This is a genomic window from Streptomyces sp. NBC_00341, assembly GCF_041435055.1.
In the GTDB taxonomy this organism is placed as follows: Bacteria; Actinomycetota; Actinomycetes; order Streptomycetales; family Streptomycetaceae; genus Streptomyces.
The window spans coordinates 6,841,210-6,859,246 of sequence record NZ_CP108002.1 but is presented as its reverse complement, the minus strand read 5'-3'; the positions used below and the strand labels follow the sequence as shown (position 1 = coordinate 6,859,246).

General features: G+C 71.2%; 10 protein-coding genes. 3 read left to right on the top strand and 7 right to left on the bottom strand.

Features of this window, described 5'->3' with window-relative positions; genetic code table 11:
* Positions 1 to 45 precede the first annotated feature (45 nt).
* Positions 46 to 1,053 (top strand): LacI family DNA-binding transcriptional regulator, encoded by a 1,008-nt coding sequence (locus tag OG892_RS30865; protein ID WP_073737641.1) that lies wholly within the window; start codon positions 46 to 48, stop codon positions 1,051 to 1,053.
* 75 nt (positions 1,054 to 1,128) lie between these two features.
* Here OG892_RS30865 and OG892_RS30860 read toward each other — a convergent pair whose 3' ends face one another.
* The 6 genes from OG892_RS30860 to OG892_RS30835 form a co-directional block, all read right to left on the bottom strand.
* On the bottom strand, positions 1,129 to 3,162 hold the full coding sequence (locus OG892_RS30860; protein WP_073737642.1) for a hypothetical protein: 2,034 nt from the start codon (positions 3,160 to 3,162) through the stop codon (positions 1,129 to 1,131).
* A gap of 372 nt (positions 3,163 to 3,534) precedes the next feature.
* A complete protein-coding gene (locus OG892_RS30855) occupies positions 3,535 to 6,024 on the bottom strand; it encodes a glycoside hydrolase family 3 protein (RefSeq protein WP_073737643.1) in 2,490 nt (829 codons plus the stop codon).
* Positions 6,025 to 6,220: 196 nt separating this feature from the next.
* Complete coding sequence (locus OG892_RS30850; protein ID WP_371630781.1) at positions 6,221 to 7,669, bottom strand: rhamnulokinase family protein; 1,449 nt, start codon at positions 7,667 to 7,669, stop codon at positions 6,221 to 6,223.
* A complete protein-coding gene (locus tag OG892_RS30845) occupies positions 7,666 to 9,711 on the bottom strand; it encodes a bifunctional aldolase/short-chain dehydrogenase (protein ID WP_371630780.1) in 2,046 nt (681 codons plus the stop codon). The genes OG892_RS30850 and OG892_RS30845 overlap by 4 nt, the downstream gene beginning before the upstream one ends.
* Before the next feature lie 241 nt (positions 9,712 to 9,952).
* The gene (rhaI, locus tag OG892_RS30840; RefSeq protein ID WP_371630779.1) at positions 9,953 to 11,149 is read right to left on the bottom strand and encodes an L-rhamnose isomerase; all 1,197 of its coding nucleotides are present in this window, start codon (positions 11,147 to 11,149) and stop codon (positions 9,953 to 9,955) included.
* A gap of 970 nt (positions 11,150 to 12,119) precedes the next feature.
* Entirely contained in the window at positions 12,120 to 13,133 is a 1,014-nt protein-coding gene (locus OG892_RS30835; protein WP_371630778.1) for a LacI family DNA-binding transcriptional regulator, read from the bottom strand.
* A gap of 770 nt (positions 13,134 to 13,903) precedes the next feature.
* Between OG892_RS30835 and OG892_RS30830 the strand changes: the two genes are divergently transcribed.
* Positions 13,904 to 14,872, top strand: coding sequence for a glycoside hydrolase family 6 protein (locus OG892_RS30830; protein ID WP_073737646.1), 969 nt, complete (start codon positions 13,904 to 13,906; stop codon positions 14,870 to 14,872).
* A 201-nt stretch (positions 14,873 to 15,073) separates the two neighbouring features.
* On the top strand, positions 15,074 to 16,366 hold the full coding sequence (locus OG892_RS30825) for a glycoside hydrolase family 6 protein (RefSeq protein ID WP_371630777.1): 1,293 nt from the start codon (positions 15,074 to 15,076) through the stop codon (positions 16,364 to 16,366).
* Between the two features lie 224 nt (positions 16,367 to 16,590).
* On the opposite strand, the gene OG892_RS30820 is transcribed toward OG892_RS30825, so the two are convergent.
* Complete coding sequence (locus OG892_RS30820; protein WP_073737648.1) at positions 16,591 to 17,949, bottom strand: class I SAM-dependent RNA methyltransferase; 1,359 nt, start codon at positions 17,947 to 17,949, stop codon at positions 16,591 to 16,593.
* Positions 17,950 to 18,037: the final 88 nt, after the last annotated feature.

Below are 18,037 nucleotides of genomic sequence, written 5' to 3'. Positions count from 1 at the left end.
CTTGAATGGGGCGATGGCTGCCCCCCGAAGAAGAGCGTAGGACGCATGGCCGGAATCAAGGATGTGGCCCAGGAGGCAGGGGTGTCGGTCGGCACGGTCTCCAACGCGATCAACCGTCCCGAGTCGGTGTCACCGGAGACCCTGGAACGGGTCCGCGTGGTCATCAAGCGTCTGGGCTACGTGCGCAGCGAGTCGGCCCGCCAGTTGCGGGCCGGGCGCAGCCGCATCATGGCTCTGCTCGTGCTCGACGCGGGCAACCCCTTCTTCGCCGGCATCATGCACGGCGCCGAGGATGTGGCACGGGCGGCGGGTCTCGGCGCGATGGTCTGCAACAGCGCGCAGAGCCCGCGGGAGGAGGCACGCTATCTCTCCCTGTTCGCCGAACACCGGGTATGCGGCGTCCTGCTGACGCCGGCCGATGCCTCGTGGACCGATCTGGACGCGCTGCGCAAGCAGGGCATTCCCGTCGTCCTGGTGGACAGGGTGGGCAAGGAGAGCGAGGTTTCCTCCGTCTCCGTCGACGACACCATGGGCGGCGCCCTCGCGGGCCGGCACCTCGTCTCCACCGGGCACCGCTCCGTCGCCTACGTCAGTGGGCCGCCGCACCTCCAGCAGGTACAGGACCGGCGCGCGGGGCTGCTCTCCGCGCTCGCCGATGCCGGGCTGCCGCCGGACGCGATGACCGAACTCCCCACGAACCACATGACGGTGGCGGCAGGGCGCGACGCGGGCGCCAGGCTGCTGGGGCTCAACCCGCGCCCCACAGCCGTCTTCTGCGCCAACGACCTGCTCGCCCTCGGACTGCTCCAGGTGCTCTTCGCGGCCGGCGTCCACGTCCCGAGGGACATGGCCATCATCGGCTACGACGACATCGAGTTCGCGGCAGCGGCCGCCGTACCCCTGACCTCGGTGCGCCGGCCGGCGGTGACGATGGGGCGGATGGCGGCGGAGCTGCTGCTGACGGAGATGGACCCGCCGGCCGGGCACGAGCACCGCTCGGTCGTGCTCCAGCCCGAACTCGTGGTCCGGGAGTCGACGCGCACGCGGCGCTGAGGACGACGCCGCACACGGATCGTGGCACGGGGCGGGCGTGGGAGGTGACCACGCCCGCCCCGGCACGTACCGGCCTCAGCGGCCCGGGAACTCCCGTCCGCGCACGGTCTGGTCGGAGAGGTTCACGCGGAAGTGGCCGAAGGCCCCGGAGACGGGGTCCCCGTCTCCGTCCATGCTCAGCTGGAGGTACCGCGTGCGGTCTCCGGGCAGCGCGAGCGGCAGGACCATGGCGTGCGGTATCCATCCGTCCGGGTGGGGTGCGCGAAGCGTGCCGAGCAGTTCCGCCCGCAGGTCGTAGACCCGGTAGTCGGTGGAGCTGCTGGTGAGGACGTACCACTCCCGTCCGATACGGCTCAGCTTGGTGCCCTCGTAGTAGACACCGCCGTTGTCGTTGGCGCCCACGCGTTCCGGCTCGGCGAAGGCGTCGTCGGCGAAGCGGTAGGTCGTGGTGGTCCCCGAGTCGCTGAGCGCGAGCCACCACGCGCCCTCGTGGTGGAGGGGGAAGGGGTCGATGCCCCGGGCCACTTCGCGCGGGGCGAGGAGGCTCACGCCGTGCAGGACGTCATGGGACGTGGTGGCGTACTCGGTGACCGCTCTGTTGTAGAGGTCGTAGTCGCCGAAGGTGACCGCGAAGACGCGGAAGCCCTTGAGCTCCGGGTCGTAGACGACATGTCCCGCGTGGTCGCCGTACACCTGCCCGGAACGGTTCAGAAAGATCTTGCCGGTCTCCTCCAGGCGGCCGTTCGCACGCAGCGGCAGCCGGAAGACGCCGAGGTGTGCGGCGGGGATGCCGCCGGCGAGGCCGTGGTTGCTGAGGGTGAGGTAGAGCGCACCGTCCTCGATGTACGGTCTGCCGTCGGGCCACGTGACGATATTGGGGTCCCGGATCCCGGCCTGGCCCCAGTATCCGGCCTCGACCCGGTCCACCACGATGGTCCCGGCGTCGGCGCGTACGCCGAAGGCGTTGCGGTAGGCGGCGAGGAGGCCGGAGGCCGGTTCGGCGGGCGCGGAGAGCAGCCGGATGGTGCGGTCGCCGGTGACGGGCCCGCCGTCCTGGTAGGCGGTGCCCCAGTCGATGCGGTCGGTGCTGCTGGTCCACCAGGCGACCGGGCCCACGGCCTCTGACTGCTCCAGGTAGTACGTCCCGGCGGGCAGCGGCTGCTCGACGGTCAGGTACTGCCAGTTGTTGTCGGGGATGTCGGTGAGCCGCGAGCGGGTGATCAGCTCGCCGCCGGGGCCGTCGCGGTGGAGCGAGAGGGTGACCTCGGTGCCGCGCGTCTGGTGCGTGGGGAACATTCCGCCGACGCTGACGAAGGGCGCCTTCGCGGTGAACAGCTGTCCCAGGGTGCCGTTCTTCGGCACGTCCGTCGCGACGTCGAACTCGGCGTTGCCGGCACTGCCGCCTATTCCGCGCAGGTCGAGGTGGTCGCTGACGACGGCGTCGGTCAGGTGCCGCCAGCCGTCGCCCTCGTCGGCCAGCACGGCGGCGCCGGGCCCGGTCACCGAGAGGGCGAGCCGGAAGGGCGCGGCGAGCTTCGCCGGGATGCTGCCCAGCGTGGTCACCTCGCCGTCGACGCTCACGTCGACGCCGACGGTGCCGGTGGCGTTGTTGTACCAGCCCATGAGGTAGCGGTCGGCGTCGCGGGCGAGTCCGACGAGGACGGTGTCGTGCGTCTTCGTGCCGCCCGTCATCGCTCGGACATCGACGACGACGGCGGAGTACGGGGCGCGTTGCGCCGTGGCGGAGCGCAGCAGGGTGAAGTAGGGCTTCGCGCCGGTGGACTTGAGGGCGCCCCGGCCGGCGTTCAGCCGCGCGGGGCTGCCGTCCGGGTGCAGCTGCTCGTAACGGTGCAGGCTGTCGCGGGTGAACTCCTCTTCCAGGGTGCGGAATCGGGGTGGGACGACGGCGTACGGCACGGAGGTCGCCGCTGCCGAGAAGGACAGGTCGAAGGGGCTCAGCGTCCTGACATCGAGCGGCGGGGAACCGGCCGCCCGTGCGGGGCCGCCGGTCACGGCGGTGGCCGCCGCGGCGGCGGCGCCCGCGGTCAGGGTCTTGACGACGGTGCGACGGCTCGGCCGGTGGCTCGGGCCGGTGGTGCCCTCGGTCATGATCACGCTCCAGGTGTGCGGGGACAGGGAGGTGAGGAAGGGAGTGCGTCCACGTGCATGAATGGATTCAGACTCGGAGTACCGAGTCCACGCGGGAAATGAAGTGATCTGCACGAAAAGGCAGTTGCACGGCTTGCCGTGATGTCAGTGAAAGGATTCAGAACACTATGAGCCCGGCACTCGCTCATGGTCAAGAGCGGGACGGCGTCCGGTGCGCCGGCGGCGGGTCCGCGTGGTGCCCGCGGGCGCGGGCAGCCGCTCCCCGCGGCGGCCGCCCGGCCGGCTCACCCCCGGGCCGGCGGCCAAAGGGCCTGTCCGGCGGATCAAGGTCGGACAGGCCCTTGGGGTGAGCACGGCAACCCGGTCACCCGCTCAGACGGTGAGCGGTGCGCCGAGCCGGATGTCCTCGATCGAGCGTCCCACCCGTACCTCGTAGCGGCCCGTCATCCGCCGCCAGCGGCCACCCTCCTCGTCCCAGACCTCGAAGGCGCGGGCCGGAAGGTCGATCGTCACCCGGGCGGTCTCATCGGGGGCCGCCGTCACACCGGCGAAACCGGCGAGCCAGCGGGCGGGCCGCGGAGGGACGGCCCCGGCCGCGGCCGGGGCGAGGTACACCTGCACGACCTCGCGTCCGGGGCGCGCACCGGTGTTACGGACGCCGACGGTGACCGAAGTGCCCTCGACCTCCAGGGACTCGTAGGCCCAGGAGGTGTAGCCGAGGCCGTGGCCGAAGGGGTACGAGGGGCTGGCACCGGCCTTGTCCCAGGCCCGATAGCCGATGAACACCCCTTCGTCGTAGCGGAGTTCACCGTTCTTCGGGGTGACGTCGGTGACCGGCGCGTCCTGGAGACCGCCCCAGGTGGTGGGGAGCCGGCCGCCCGGCTCCTCGGCACCGAGGAGCACGTCGGCGAGAGCGGCGCCTGCCTCCTGGCCGGGGAACCAGCTCACGAGCACGGCCGCGGCCTCCTCGCGCCAGGGAAGCTCCACCGGGGATCCGGAGTTGACCACGACGACCGTGCGGGGGTTGACGGCCGCGACCGCGCGCACGAGGTCGTCCTGACGGCCGGGCAGGCGCAGATCGGTGCGGTCGAAGCCCTCGGACTCGACGCGGTCGGTCGTGGCGACGACGACCACGGCAGCCTCGGCCGCACGTGCGACGGCGACGGCCTCGGCGATCAGCTCGTCGGCGTCCCGGCGCGGTTCGAGGTGCACGAGAGTGAAGACGACGCCCCAGAGCGGGCCCTTGGTGCGTTCGGGCAGCACATACCGCAGCGAGACGTCGACGGTCTCGCCGCGCGTGAGCGCGACCGTACCCCGCTCCACCGGGGGCCCGAAGACCGCGCCGAAGGCGTCCGTCTCCTCTTCGGGCGGCTGTACGCCGTCGAAGACGACCTGACCCGCCACCGTGAGGGTGAGGCCTCCGGCCCCCCGGGTCCCGAAGGGGTGCTCACCGCTCTCGCGCGGGGTGAGGGTACCGAGGATCTCGACGCTGTGGAGCCGCTCGGGCGTCACGCCCTCGGGCAGGTCGTCGTCGGTCCACTGCAGGTGTCCGTTGGGCAGCCGGGCCTCGCCGATGACCTCGCCCGCCGCGTCGCGGCACCGGGCACGCAGCGCGAACCCCTTCTCGGCCGGAGCGAGTTCGTCGCTCGGGTCGGCGCCGATCGCGTACGTGACACGGCCCGCGGGCAGTTGCGCGACGAGCCCGTCGAGCGGGGAGACGACGTGGGGCGGGAAGACGGTCGCCGAGCCGCCGCCGAGCACCCGGGCATCCCGCGCCGCCGCGCCGATGAGGGCGATGCCGGCCGGGTCGCGCAGGGGCAGCGTCGCGTTCTCGTTACGCAGGAGCACGAAGGAGCGGCGGGCGATCTCGCGCGCGAGGGCCTCGCCGTCGACCTCTGCGGGGAGCGCGCTCGCGGGCACCACCGGGGCGGCCCCCGCGAGCAGCCCGACGCGGGCGGCGAGCCGCAGCACGTTGCGTACGGCCGCGTCGACGGTGGCCTCCGGCACCTCACCGGTGCGGACGGCGGCGGCGAGCGCTTCTCCGTAGACGGTGTCGGGGCCGGGCATCGCGAGGTCGAGACCGCCCGTGATGCCGCCGACGGTGGAGCGCGCCGCGAGCCAGTCGGAGACGTTGACGCCGTCGAACCCCCACTCGCCGCGCAGGACTTCGTTGACGAGACGGTGGTGCTCGGTCATCGTCGGGCCGTTGACGGCGTTGTAGGCCGTCATCAGGGCCCAGGGGCGCGCCGCTCCCACGATGAACTCGAAGGGCGCCAGGTACAGCTCGCGCAGCGCCCGGTCGGGGACGAGGTTGTCGACGGTGAAGCGCTCGGTCTCGGCGTCGTTGGCCACGAAGTGCTTCACGGTCGCGCCGACCCCGCCCGCCTGCACCCCGCTCACGTACCCGGCCCCGATCCGACCGGTGAGGTAGGGGTCCTCGCTGTACGCCTCGAAGTGCCGCCCGCCGAGCGGCGAGCGGTGCAGGTTCACCGTGGGCGCGAGCAGGACGTGCACCCCCTTGCGGCGGGCCTCCTGCGCGAGCAGTGTGCCCGCGCGCCGCGCGAGGGCGGGGTCCCAGCTCGCGGCGAGGGCCGTGGGCGAGGGCAGCGCGATCGAGGTGTCGTCCGCGCTCCAGCGCGCCCCGCGCACTCCGATCGGCCCGTCGGACATGACGAGCGAGGAGAGGCCTATGTGCGCGACGGCGGGCAGGGACCACAGGTCCTGCCCGGCGAGCAGCCGCGCTTTGGTGTCGAGGTCGAGTTCGCCGAGCGCGGCCTGAACGACGGCCTCACGGGCTGCGTCGGCCTCGGCCTCGCGGCCGGCTGTGTCCGGGGTCCGCGGGGCGCCTGGGGTGTCCGGCATGGTGCTGCTCCTGAGATGTCCGTACGGGTCCGGCCGGTGTCGCGCGCGGCGTCCGGCCGCACGAGGGTTCGGTGCGGGGCGGGGATCGGTGCGGGGCGGGGATCGGCCCCGCACCGGGCGCCCAGGAAGGCCGGGCGTCGGTGCGGGGCAGGGCGTTTGCGAGTTCTCCCGGAGCTTCTCGGGGCTGCTCGGGGCTTCAGCGCTCGGTGAATCTCGCTTCCGCCGCCCGCCAGCGCGCGGTGTCTCCCTGCGGCGTGTAGCGGGTGGGTGCCTGGGTACGGGCGAGCAGGCGGCGCATGTCGGCGAGGTCACCGGCCTTTCCGTGTGCCCGTGCCTGGACGAGGACGTTGCCGAGCGCGGCGGCCTCCGTCGGCCCCGCGACCACCGGGAGCCCGCAGGCGTCGGCGGTGAGCTGACACAGCAGGGTGTTGCGGGTGCCGCCGCCGACGATGTGCACGACGTCGACGGGGTGCCCGGCTAGGCGCTGCGCGTCCTGGACGGCCCTGCGGTGGGCGAGCGCGAGGGAGTCGAGGATGCAGCGCGTGGTCTCGGCAGGCGTCCCGGGTACGGGCTGACCCGTCTCCCGGCAGGCGGCCGCGATGCGTTCCGGCATCCGGCCGGGGGCGAGGAAGGCGGGGTCGCCCGCGTCGATGACCGATCTGAGGCCCGGCACGGCGGCGGCGCCGCGCAGGAGTGCGCCGAGGTCCGGATCGCCCCAGGCGCGTACGCACTCCTGGAAGAGCCACAGGCCCATGATGTTGCGCAGGTAGCGGACGGTGCCGTCGATGCCGAGTTCATTGGTGAAGTTGGCGGCGCGGGAGTCCTCGGTGAGCACGGGCGCCGTCAGTTCGAGGCCGGCCAGCGACCAGGTGCCGGTGCAGATGTAGGCGAAGCGCTCATTGCCCGCGGGAACGGCGACGACGGCGGACGCCGTGTCGTGCGAGGCGACGGTCGTCACGGGGACCGGCCCGGTGAGCCCGGTCTCCTCCAGCACCTCGGACCGCAGCAGCCCGGCCGGGTCGCCGGGCTGCCGCAGCGGGGCGAAGAGCCCGAGGTCGACCCCGGCCCGCTCGGCCACCCCGTGCGCCCAGTCGCGGGTGCGCGGGTCGATGAGCTGGGTGGTGGAGGCGTTGGTCAGCTCGGTGCCCTCGGTGCCGGTGAGCCAGTGGGTCAGCAGGTCGGGCAGGAGCAGCAGTCGCGCGGCGCTCGCGTACTGCCGTGTGGAGCGGGCCGCGAGCAGTTGGTAGAGCGTGTTGAACGGCGCGTACTGGAGGCCGGTCGCCGCGTAGAGCTCCTCGGGCGGCAACGTGGCCCACAGCTTCTCGGCGACGCCGTCGGTGCGGCTGTCGCGGTAGTGCACCGGGTTGCCGAGCAGTACGCCGTCCGCGTCGAGCAGCCCGTGGTCGACGGCCCAGCTGTCGATGCCCACCGAGTCCACCTGGCCCGCCGCCCGCAGCCCGTCGAGGACGCCCGCGTACAGGGCGAGGATGTCCCAGCGCAGCCCCTCCGGGAGGCGCACGGGCCGGTTGGGGAAGCGGTGCGCCTCGCTCAGTTCCAGTGTGCCGGGACCGACACGGCCGACCATGACGCGCCCGCTGGAGGCGCCGAGGTCCACGGCGGCGTACGCAGCCGGGGTGCCGCTCATCGCAGGAAGGCGGCGGCGACGCCGGCATCGACGGGGATGTGCAGGCCGGTGGTGTGGCTCAGTTCGCCACCGGTGAGGGCGTAGACCGCGTTGGCCACGTGCTCGGGGAGCACCTCGCGCTTCAGCAGGGTCCGCTGGGCGTAGAACTCGCCGAGCCTGCTCTCCTCCACGCCGTACGTCGCGGCGCGCTGAGCACCCCAGCCGTTGGCGAAGATGCCGGAACCGCGCACGACACCATCGGGGTTGACACCATTGACCCGGATCCCGTGGCCCCCCAGCTCAGCGGCGAGCAGACGCACCTGGTGGGCCTGGTCGGCCTTGGTCGCCGAGTACGCGATGTTGTTCGGCCCCGCGAACACCGAGTTCTTCGAAGCGATGTAGACGATGTCACCGCCCAGGTTCTGCGCGATCATCACCCGGGCGGCCTCGCGCGAGACGAGGAAGGAACCGCGCGCCATGATGTCGTGCTGGAGGTCCCAGTCCTTCACCGTCGTCTCCAGCAGCGGCTTGGAGATGGAGATGCCCGCGTTGTTGACGACGAGGTCGACACCGCCGAAGGCGAGTGCGGCCTGCTCGAAGGCCGCGATGATCCCGTCCTCGTCGGTCACGTCCACGGTGACCGCGACGGCCTTGTCCGGTCCGCCCAGTTCCTTCGCCACGGCGGCGGCGTTCTCACCGTTGAGGTCGGCGACGACGACGCAGGCGCCCTCGGCCACCAGACGGTGCGCGATCGCCTTGCCGATGCCCGAACCGCCGCCGGTGACGAGCGCGACGCGGGCTGCGAGGGCCTTCGGCTTCGGCATCCGCCGGAGCTTGGCCTCTTCGAGGGCCCAGTACTCGATGCGGAACTTCTCCGACTCCTCGATGGGGGCGTAGGAGGAGACGGCCTCGGCGCCGCGCATGACGTTGATGGCGTTCACGTAGAACTCACCCGCGACCCGGGCGGTCTGCCTGTCCGTGCCGAAGGAGAACATGCCGACGCCCGGAACGAGGACGATGGCCGGATCGGCACCACGCATCGCGGGCGACTGGGGGGCGGCGTGGCGCTCGTAGTAGGCGCGGTACTCCGTCCGGTACTCCTCGTGCAGTTCCTTCAGGCGCGCGACCTGGTCGGCGAGCGGTGCCGAGGGGGCGAGGTCGAGGACGAGGGGGCGGACCTTGGTGCGCAGGAAGTGGTCCGGACACGAGGTGCCCAGCGCGGCGAGGCGCGGGTGCCCGGCGTGCGCGAGGAAGTCGAGAACCGGCTCGCTGTCGCTGTAGAGGCCGACCTGTGGACGGTCGGTGGAAGCGAGCCCGCGAATGACCGGGGCGAGGGCTGCGGCGCGGGCGTGCCGCTCGGCCTCCGCCAGGGCCCCGTACCCCTCGATCGCGGAACCGAAGGGCTCCGCCTTGCCCTTCTCCGCCAGGTAGTTCTCGGCGGTGCGGATCATCCAGAGGGCATTGCGCTCGCACTCCTGGGAGGTCGTACCCCACGCGGTGATGCCGTGACCGCCGAGCACGACCCCGACCGCCTGCGGGTTGGCCTCCTTGATCGCCGCGATGTCCAGGCCGAGCTGGAACCCGGGACGCCGCCACGGCACCCACGCCACCTTGTCCCCGAAGCAGTCAGCAGTCAGCCGCTCACCATCGGCCGCGCACGCCAGCGCGATACCGGAATCGGGGTGCAGGTGGTCGACGTGCGCCGCGTCCACGAGACCGTGCATCGCGGTGTCGATGGACGGGGCGGCCCCGCCCTTGCCGTGCAGGCAGAAGTCGAACGCGGCGACCATCTCGTCCTCGCGCTCCGCCCCCGGATACACCTCGCAGAGAGCGCGCAGACGGTCCAGCCGCAGCACGGCGAGACCCTGCTCGGTCAGAGTGCCGAGGTCACCGCCTGAGCCCTTCACCCACATCAGTTCCGTGGGGTTTCCGGTCACGGGGTCGGTCTCGACACCCTTGGCCGAGGCGTTGCCCCCCGCGTAGTTGGTGTTGCGCGGATCGGCACCGAGGCGGTGGGCACGGTCGAGAAGAGCGGCGACTTCGGGATGCGTGGCGGAGGCCATGAGAGGAGTTCCTTCGTGAAAGGTCGTGGAGGACGGGTGCGGCCGGAATCGGATCGACGCCGACGGGCGGCAAGGGGGCCGTGCCCGTGACCCCGGGCGGCCGGGCCTGTGGCTCGTACGGGACGGGGTGGCGTGCTCCGGCCGGTGCGGCTCGGGCTGGGAGCATGCACCACGCCCGGCGCCCGTCACGCCGGTACGCGTACGGTGCCGGACCGGCGCGAGCCCCTGGGACGTACGGGGCTCAGGCGCCCCAGCCGGCCTGCTCGCCGCCGACGCGCTCGACCTCGATCCGCTGCTGCCAACCGGAGGCGTGGTAGGCGGCGACCGGGTCGGGAGCGAGGCCCATCTCGGTGCGGACCGTGGCGAGAAGCGGACGCACATCGGTGTTGTACGCGTCCATCAGCACGGCGTTCGCGGCCAGGACGTCACCGGACCGCTGCGCGGCCTTCAGTGCCTCCCTGTCCACGAGGAGCGCCTTCGCGGTCGCCTCCTGCACGTTCATGACCGAACGGATGACGGCCGGGATCTTCTGCTCGATGTTGTGGCACTGGTCGAGCATGAAGGCGATCCCCGAGTCCTCCTCCAGACCGCCGCCGCCCTGCACCTCGTGCATGATGCGGAAGAGCTGGAAGGGGTCGGCCGCGCCCGCCATCAGGTCGTCGTCGGCGTAGAAGCGGGAGTTGAAGTCGAAGGCGCCGAGCTTCCCCTCGCGCAGCAGGAAGGCGACAATGAACTCGATGTTCGTGCCCGGCGCGTGGTGGCCCGTGTCCACACAGACCTTCGCCCTGTCGCCGAGCTTGAGGCAGTGCGCGTACGAGGTGCCCCAGTCCGGCACGTCGGTCGCGTAGAAGGCGGGCTCGAAGAGCTTGTACTCCAGGATGAGCCGCTGCTCCTCGCCCAGAGCCTCGTAGACGGCGTGCAGGGCCTCCTCCAGGCGGCCCTGGCGGGCGCTGATGTCGTCCTGGCCCGGGTAGTTGGTGCCGTCCGAGAACCACAGCTTCAGGTCGCGCGACCCCGTGGCGCCCATGATCTCGACGCACTCCATCAGGTGACCGAGCGCCTTGCGTCGCACGGCGGGATCGGGGTTGGTGACCGAGCCGAGCTTGTAGGCGTCGTCCTGGAAGACGTTCGCGTTGACGGTGCCGAGCCGCACCCCGCGCTCCCCCGCGTACGTGGCGAGGTCGCGGTAGCCGTCGATGCCGTCCTGCTTGTCCCACGGAATGTGCAGGGCGACCACGGGGGCTACACCGGTGAACTCCTGCACCTTCGCGGCGTCATCCACCTTCTCCCGCGCCGTACGCGGCACGCCCGGCTGCGCGAACACCTTGAAGCGCGTACCCGAGTTGCCGTAGGCCCACGAAGGGGTCTCTATCGCCTGCTGCTTCAGCGTCGCTATGGCACGCGCGGTACGCGACTCGTGCCCTGTCGGCTCACTCAACGTATCTCCCGGGAAGACCAACCACTGTGAAACGATTCAAGAGCACGTTAAGGTCACACCGGCCACCTGTCAACGCCCCCTCACGGGATCTGCTCGGCCTGGATTCCGCCGACCTCGCCTCCGGGGCCGGGACCGGCGGTACACGAGCGGTCGGGCGGTGACCACGCGCACCCTGCGGAGGGTCGCTCCAGGGCGGAGAAATCGAAGTCTCGGCAGGTGGGAGGGGCTCCTGTGCGCGCCGACGGGCCTATGCGTCCCGGGCCGCGACCAGACGGATCCCCCGTTACCTCAAGGACGGAATCCGCCGGCCGCCCACCCGCGGCCCGTCGGGATGACGGCGGGAGTCGGCGCAAGCCGCACCCGATCGACTCACTGATCGTTTCAAAATGCCTCCCCGGAGCCGCCGCAGCCAAGATGATCAAACAGGCGAGTCCGAGTAGACCTCGGTGAGGATCCGCGGCGGCGGAGGGGCAGGGACAGGGGGCGGCACGAACCGAACCTCCGGCCGCGCGGCCCTGCAGAGCGTGCCGGGCACCGTCGACGCCGCCGGAAAGGCGCAGCGGAAGCCCGTACCGGAAGTCCTTCCCTTGTGCCGATAGTGCTGCCCATGCGGCAGTAGCCGAATGTGGGCGAGAGGTTGGGACTTCCGGTTCGAGGGTCATCCGAGCGTCAAGCCATCTTCGAACGACACCCTGAGGACATCGCCGACGCAAGCGTCTCCCCTGATGAATGCGCAGACCAGAAGGCTTGCGGGGCCGACCCCCCGGCCGACCAGTCACCCGGCAGGAACGGGACGAATAATCCACCGGAACCCACAGAACAGCAGCTCAGTCGCCCTTCTTCACCGGCGCCAGAATCGCCACGCACTCCACGTGATCGCTACCAGTTTTCGCACGTCAAGCTCGGTGCAGCGGTTCGGCCGACATCCCCGCCGGGGCCCGGCGGGCCGTACGCAGCGCGGCGCAGCCGGCTACGGCGCGGACTCCCGTACGGTCAGCCGGGTCGGCAGGATCAGCGGGCTCGGGTCCTGCCCGTTGATCGCGCTGACCAGCATCCGCGCCATCTCGTGCCCCAGCGCCCTGACCGGCTGACGCACGGTGGTCAGCGGCGGGTTGGCGTGCCGAGCCCCGGCCAGGTCGTCGTAGCCGATCACCGAGACGTCCTCGGGAACCCGCCGCCCCCGGCGACGGAGCACCTGGAGCGCGCCGATCGCCATCCCGTCCGATGCCGCGAAAACCGCGTCCAACTGCGGGTTGGCGTCAAGCAATTGCTCCATCGCAGCTGCGCCGCCCTCCACCTGGAACGCACCGGAGGAAACCCCCAGCAGCGGGACGCCGGCCAGCGCCAGTCCTTCGGCGAAGCCCTGCTCGCGGGCCACCGAAACCCGGCTGTCCACCTGACCTGTGATCATGACGGGTCGGGTCCGCCCCGCGCGCACGAAGTGATCGGCGGCCAGCCTGGCCCCGCCCCTGTTGTCGGCATCCACGTACCAGCGGGGCTCCCCGGCCAGGGGCAGGCCGCCGAAGACAACCGGCATCCCGGCATCCTCGGCCAGCCGTCCCAGCGGGTCGTCGCCACGCAGCGCCATCAGCATGATGCCGTCGGCACGGCCTGAGCGGACCATCTGCTGCAGGCGGCCGCGGCCGCGCGGCGTATTGGCGAGCACCAGGATCAGTTGCAGGTCGGTCTCCTCCAGAGCCGTGCTCACCCCGACGATGATCTCGGCGAAGAACGGATCCGCGAACAGGCCGGTCTCGTCACTGGAAGCGGCCAGCACCACGGCGCCGAACTTGCTGCCGGCCAGCGCCCGCGCGGTCGAGTTCGGCACGTACCCCAGCTCGCGGACGGCCCGTTCGACGGCCTCCCGCTTGGCCCGGCTCACATGCGGGACGTTGTTGATCGCCCGGGAAGCCACTGCGCGCGACACGCCGGCTCGTGCGGCCACCTCATCGAGGGTCGGCATGCGCCTGGGCGTCGGCTGCATCGGAACACTTACTCCTCGGGCTTCACCGCGGCGGTGGACCTGGCGATGATCCCACGGGCCCGGCGGACCGAGCTGTGGCCCCTGGGAAAGGCCGAGCTGTGGGCCCCGGGGAAAGGCGGACGAGTTGCCTGCCGCTCGAAGACCGTATTCGGGTGGCGCCCCTGATCGCTGGGCCGTGAACGTCCCGCCGCGGCACGGTGACCCTGTCCCAGGTCTCGCGACGGCCCACCTTGGTCGCGCCGCATGCCCCGCGCCCGGTCGACTGCGAGCCGCGGCCCAGTCGCCCCCTCCTCCTTCGAACCCCCGGTCGTCGACGATCGGATTCGCGGTCGGGAGGCACCGCCCGGTTCGGCAGTGTCACCCAGTGCCGACTACTGACAGAGCGCAACCCTCTGACCTGCGCCGAAGACTTTCCCTCACGGCCGGCTTGAGGGCTCCCCAGGGCGTCCTTGACGCGGACCGAATTGGTAGCGCTTCCAGTTTCTCGCTTCGCCCGGGTTACCTCCACGTGAAGAGGAAGTTGTGCGAGGTCCCTTGACAGGCGGAATTGCGGCCCACACGATACCGGTCATACCCCATAGACCTCCGGGACTCATGGTGGGAGCGCTTCCAGTGGGAGCGCTCCCATTACCTCACAGTCTGTGGTGTGTGCGTCCCTGCCCGAGCCGTGGGTTGCCCGGGACGTCGTACTACCACCGCCGCCCCCTCCGCGCCGCACGCTCACGACGACAGTTGCGCGGCGTATCCCCGTCAGGAACTGAGGTACTCCCATGCGTCACCTCTCCCGCGTGATAACGGCAGCGCTGCTTGCCCTGCCGTTGGCCCTCGCCGCCTCTCCGTCCGCCCAGGCCGCCGACCCGACCACGCTGACCAGCGGCTTCTACGTCGACCCCAGCTCCAGCCCGGCCCTCTGGGCCGCCGCCACCCCCGGCGACGGACGGGCGCCCGCTATCCGTGACAACGTCGCCACCAAGCCCATGGCCCGCTGGTTCGGCAACTGGAGCGGCACCATCGGAACCGCGACGGGGGCGTACGTCGGAGCGGCCGACGTCAAGGACAAGTTGCCCATCCTCGTGGCCTACAACATCCCCAACCGCGACATCTGCGGCGGGCAGTCCGGCGGCGGGGCAGGGTCCACCGCCGCCTACAACGAGTGGATCGCCGCGTTTGCCGGCGGCATCGGCACCAGGCCCGCCGTCGTCATCCTCGAGCCGGACTCGCTCGGGGACACCAGCTGTATGAATGCCGCCCAGATCGCCGAGCGCAACTCCCTGCTCAACAACGCGATCACCCAGTTCAACCAGAAGGCCCCCAACACCTGGGTGTACCTCGACGCGGGCAACCCGGGCTGGCAAAGCGCCTCCAAGATGGCCGCGAACCTGAACGCCGCCGGTCTCAGCCGTGCCCACGGCTTCTCGCTGAACGTCTCCAACTACTACGGCACTGCGCAGAACATCACCTACGCCAACTCGATCAATGCCGCGCTGAAGTCGTCCAGCGGATACACCAAGCCGTTCGTCGTGGACACCAGCCGCAATGGCAACGGCTCCAACAACGGTGAGTGGTGCAACTCCGCCGGCCGCAAGATCGGCACCCCCTCCCAGAAGGGCGGTGGCGCCGAGATGCTCCTCTGGATCAAGACGCCCGGCGAGTCCGACGGCAACTGCGGCGTCGGAGCGGGCTCTGCGGCAGGCCAGTTCCTCCCCGAGGTCACCTACAAGATGATCTACGGCTACTGACCTCTAGGGCCTGTCGTCAAACTGCCGTCTGCCGCGCGACGCCATGCACGCACTCTCGCCGCACCGGCCAGTGGCCATGCAGGTCCTCCCTGACCCCTGACGGCCACACCCACCGGCCGGGGCCCGTTGGCCGTAAGGCACACCACGGATCCCGGCCGGCGGCGGACTTCCGCCCCTTCCGATTCACGACCAGGAGTTCCGATGAAACCCCGCACCCTCCGGCGCCGTACAGCCATCGTCACCGCGGCGCTCACCGCCTGCGCCGCACTCGCCGCCACGCAGGCACAGGCCGTACCCGCCCCTGACCGGGGCCATGTCACCCCAGCCACGAAGTTCTACGTCGACCCGAACAGCAAGGCGGCCCGGCAGGCGATCGACGACCTCAGGGCCGGAAGAGTCCAGGACGGCCTGAACATGGCCAAACTGGCCGGCTACCCGCAGGCAGCGTGGTTCACGGGGGGCACACCGGCCGAAGCCGACACGAAGGTGCGCAAGCTCGTCCGTGCCGCCAAGCTCGCCCACCGTGTCCCGGCCCTGGTGGCATACAACATCCCCGGCCGGGACTGCAGCCTCTACTCCAGCGGCGGAGCCGCCTCGTCGGCCGCCTACCGTCAGTGGCTCGACGCCTTCGCCCAGGGCATCGGCAACGACAAGGCCGTGGTCATCCTGGAACCCGACGGCCTGGCCTCCCTCCCAGAGGACTGCGCCGGCGACGTCGACCCGACCGGAGAACTCACCGCCCACCGGATGGCCGACCTCGACTACGCGGTACGCACTTTGAAGAACGGAACGAACGCCACGGTCTACCTGGACGCGGGCAACAGCCAGTGGCGGTCCGTCGGGGACATCACGCAGCGACTCCTGGACGCCGGCGTCCAGCAGAGCGACGGCTTCGTCCTGAACATATCCAACTACCAGCCCACCGACGAGACCTCCCAGTACGGGACCTGGGTGTCCAAGTGCATGTGGTTCGCCACCAAGGGCCCCGAGTCGTCCCGCGGCCACGCAGACCGGTGCGCCAGTCAGTTCTACTCCCCGGACGCCCCCAACGACGGAACCCCGGGCAACGCCGTCTCCTCCACCGACCCCACCACCTGGCACTGGACCGACAGCTGGTTCGACCAGAACGTGGGCAGCCCGTCCAGCAAGGACCTGGCCCACTTCGTGATCGACACCAGCCGCAACGGCAAGGGCGTATGGACCCCGCCTCCGGGTAAGTACAGCGGCGACCCGGAGACCTGGTGCAACCCGCCCGGGCGGGGCATGGGCCCTCGCCCGACCTCCGACACCGGCGTCCCGCTCGTCGACGCGTACTTGTACGTGAAGACCATCGGCGAGTCCGACGGCAGCTGCACCCGCAACACCGGCAGCACGATCGACCCCGAGTACGGCATCGTCGACCCGGCTGCCGGAGCTTGGTGGCCCGCACAAGCGCACGAACTCGCCCGCAACGCGGAACCCCGCTTGACGCTCAACCACTGGTCCGGACTCTGAAGACGCTCGGTGCCTCGATCAGGGACAGTGCACAGAGGTAGAGGCGAGCGTGAAGGAAGGAGGCCGAAACCATCAAGGCGGCCGAAGCCCGACCGATGGACTGTACAACGGTGCTCGGCTGCCCACGGCAGACGTTCCGTGAGCCGGTTCCCGGGCATCATGGAGCGCGATATGGCCTGTAGTGCCCGCACCCGCACATTACGCGCACCACCCGAACCCGCAGGTCAGTCGTCCTTCTTCACCGGCTCCAGAATCGCCACACACTCCACGTGATGCGTCATCGGGAACAGGTCGAACGCCCGCAGCGTCCGTACCTTGTAGCCGCCCTCCGCGAAGTACGCCAGGTCCCGCGCCAGGGCCGCCGGGTCGCACGCGACGTACGCGATGCGGCGGGCGCCGAGGGCGGCGAGGCGCTTCACCGTCTGCTTGCCGGCCCCCGCGCGGGGCGGGTCGAGGACGATGAGGTCGGCCTCTGTGATGCCGGTGCGGGGCAGGATCTGGTCGACCTTGCCGTGCTCGATGCGGACCCGCTCCAGGTCCTTGAGGTTGTGGCGGGCATCCTCCACCGCGCGCTTGCCGGACTCGATGCCGAGGACCGCGCCCTTGTCGCCGAGGCGTTCCGCGAGGGAGCCGGCGAAGAGGCCGACGCCGCAGTACAGGTCGAGGGCCATCTCGCCCTTGCGCGGCATGAGGCCCTGCATGACGGCCTTCACCAGGGTGTACGCGGCCTGCGGGTGGACCTGCCAGAAGCCGCCGGAGCCCACGCGGTAGGTGCGGTCGTCGGCGCGTTCGCGGACGAAGCCCCGGCCGTGGACGCGGTGGACGCCGCCGTCGTGCTCGTCGACGCGCAGGACCGAGACGGGCTTGTCGAGCTCGACCAGCGGGAGGCGGCCGCCGGTGCGGGGGGTCAGGATGACCTGGCGGTCGTTGGAGCCGGTGGCGGCGATGGCCTCCACCGTGGCCATCTGGGGCCAGTCCTGCTTCTCGATGCCGAGCTCGGAGACGCCGGGGGCGGCGATCAGGCACTGGTCGATGATCTCGATGTCGTGCGAGCGGTGCTTGCGCAGGCCGACCCGGCCGTCCTCGTCGATGGCGTACTGGACCCGGGTGCGCCAGGCCGGGACCTCGCCCGGCGGGAGCTTGTCGCCCTCGGCCGGCATGACGGTGCCGTCCCAGCCGGCCTCCTCCGGGGTGAGGCCCGCGAGGTGCTGGAGCTGTTCGGCGATCACTTCGCCCTTGAGCCGTCGCTGGGCGCCGGGCTTGGCGTGCTGCCAGTCGCAGCCGCCGCACTTGCCGGGGCCCGCGAACGGGCAGGGGGCCTTCACCCGGTCCTTGGACTCCTCGATGATCTGTACCGCGTCGGCGCGCAGGAAGCGGGATTCGGCCGTCCCGTCGGTCACCTTGGCGATGACCTTCTCGCCGGGGAGCGTGTGGCGTACGAACAGGACCTGGCCCTCGGCGGTCCGGGCGATGCAGTGGCCGCCGTGGGCGACCGGGCCGACCTCGACCTCGTACTCCCGCCCCACGAGCGATTCCACGGTCTGGGCTTCGCCCGTCTGCGGCGAAGTGGATTCGTTCTGCATGAGGGGGAGGCTCCAGAGATCAAGGGGTAAAGGCGAACGGCAAGCGGCCGGACAACAACCTACGAGTCTACGTGGGTGCCGTCCGGCC

Excerpts from the sequence above, each read along its gene's own strand:
- OG892_RS30825 (WP_371630777.1), top strand. The coding sequence starts at position 15,074 with ATGAAACCCCGCACCCTCCGGCGCCGTACAGCCATCGTCACCGCGGCG.
- OG892_RS30830 (WP_073737646.1), top strand. The coding sequence starts at position 13,904 with ATGCGTCACCTCTCCCGCGTGATAACGGCAGCGCTGCTTGCCCTGCCG.
- OG892_RS30835 (WP_371630778.1), bottom strand. The coding sequence starts at position 13,133 with ATGCAGCCGACGCCCAGGCGCATGCCGACCCTCGATGAGGTGGCCGCA.
- OG892_RS30855 (WP_073737643.1), bottom strand. The coding sequence starts at position 6,024 with ATGCCGGACACCCCAGGCGCCCCGCGGACCCCGGACACAGCCGGCCGC.
- OG892_RS30865 (WP_073737641.1), top strand. The coding sequence starts at position 46 with ATGGCCGGAATCAAGGATGTGGCCCAGGAGGCAGGGGTGTCGGTCGGC.
- OG892_RS30860 (WP_073737642.1), bottom strand. The coding sequence starts at position 3,162 with ATGACCGAGGGCACCACCGGCCCGAGCCACCGGCCGAGCCGTCGCACC.
- OG892_RS30845 (WP_371630780.1), bottom strand. The coding sequence starts at position 9,711 with ATGGCCTCCGCCACGCATCCCGAAGTCGCCGCTCTTCTCGACCGTGCC.
- OG892_RS30820 (WP_073737648.1), bottom strand. The coding sequence starts at position 17,949 with ATGCAGAACGAATCCACTTCGCCGCAGACGGGCGAAGCCCAGACCGTG.
- OG892_RS30850 (WP_371630781.1), bottom strand. The coding sequence starts at position 7,669 with ATGAGCGGCACCCCGGCTGCGTACGCCGCCGTGGACCTCGGCGCCTCC.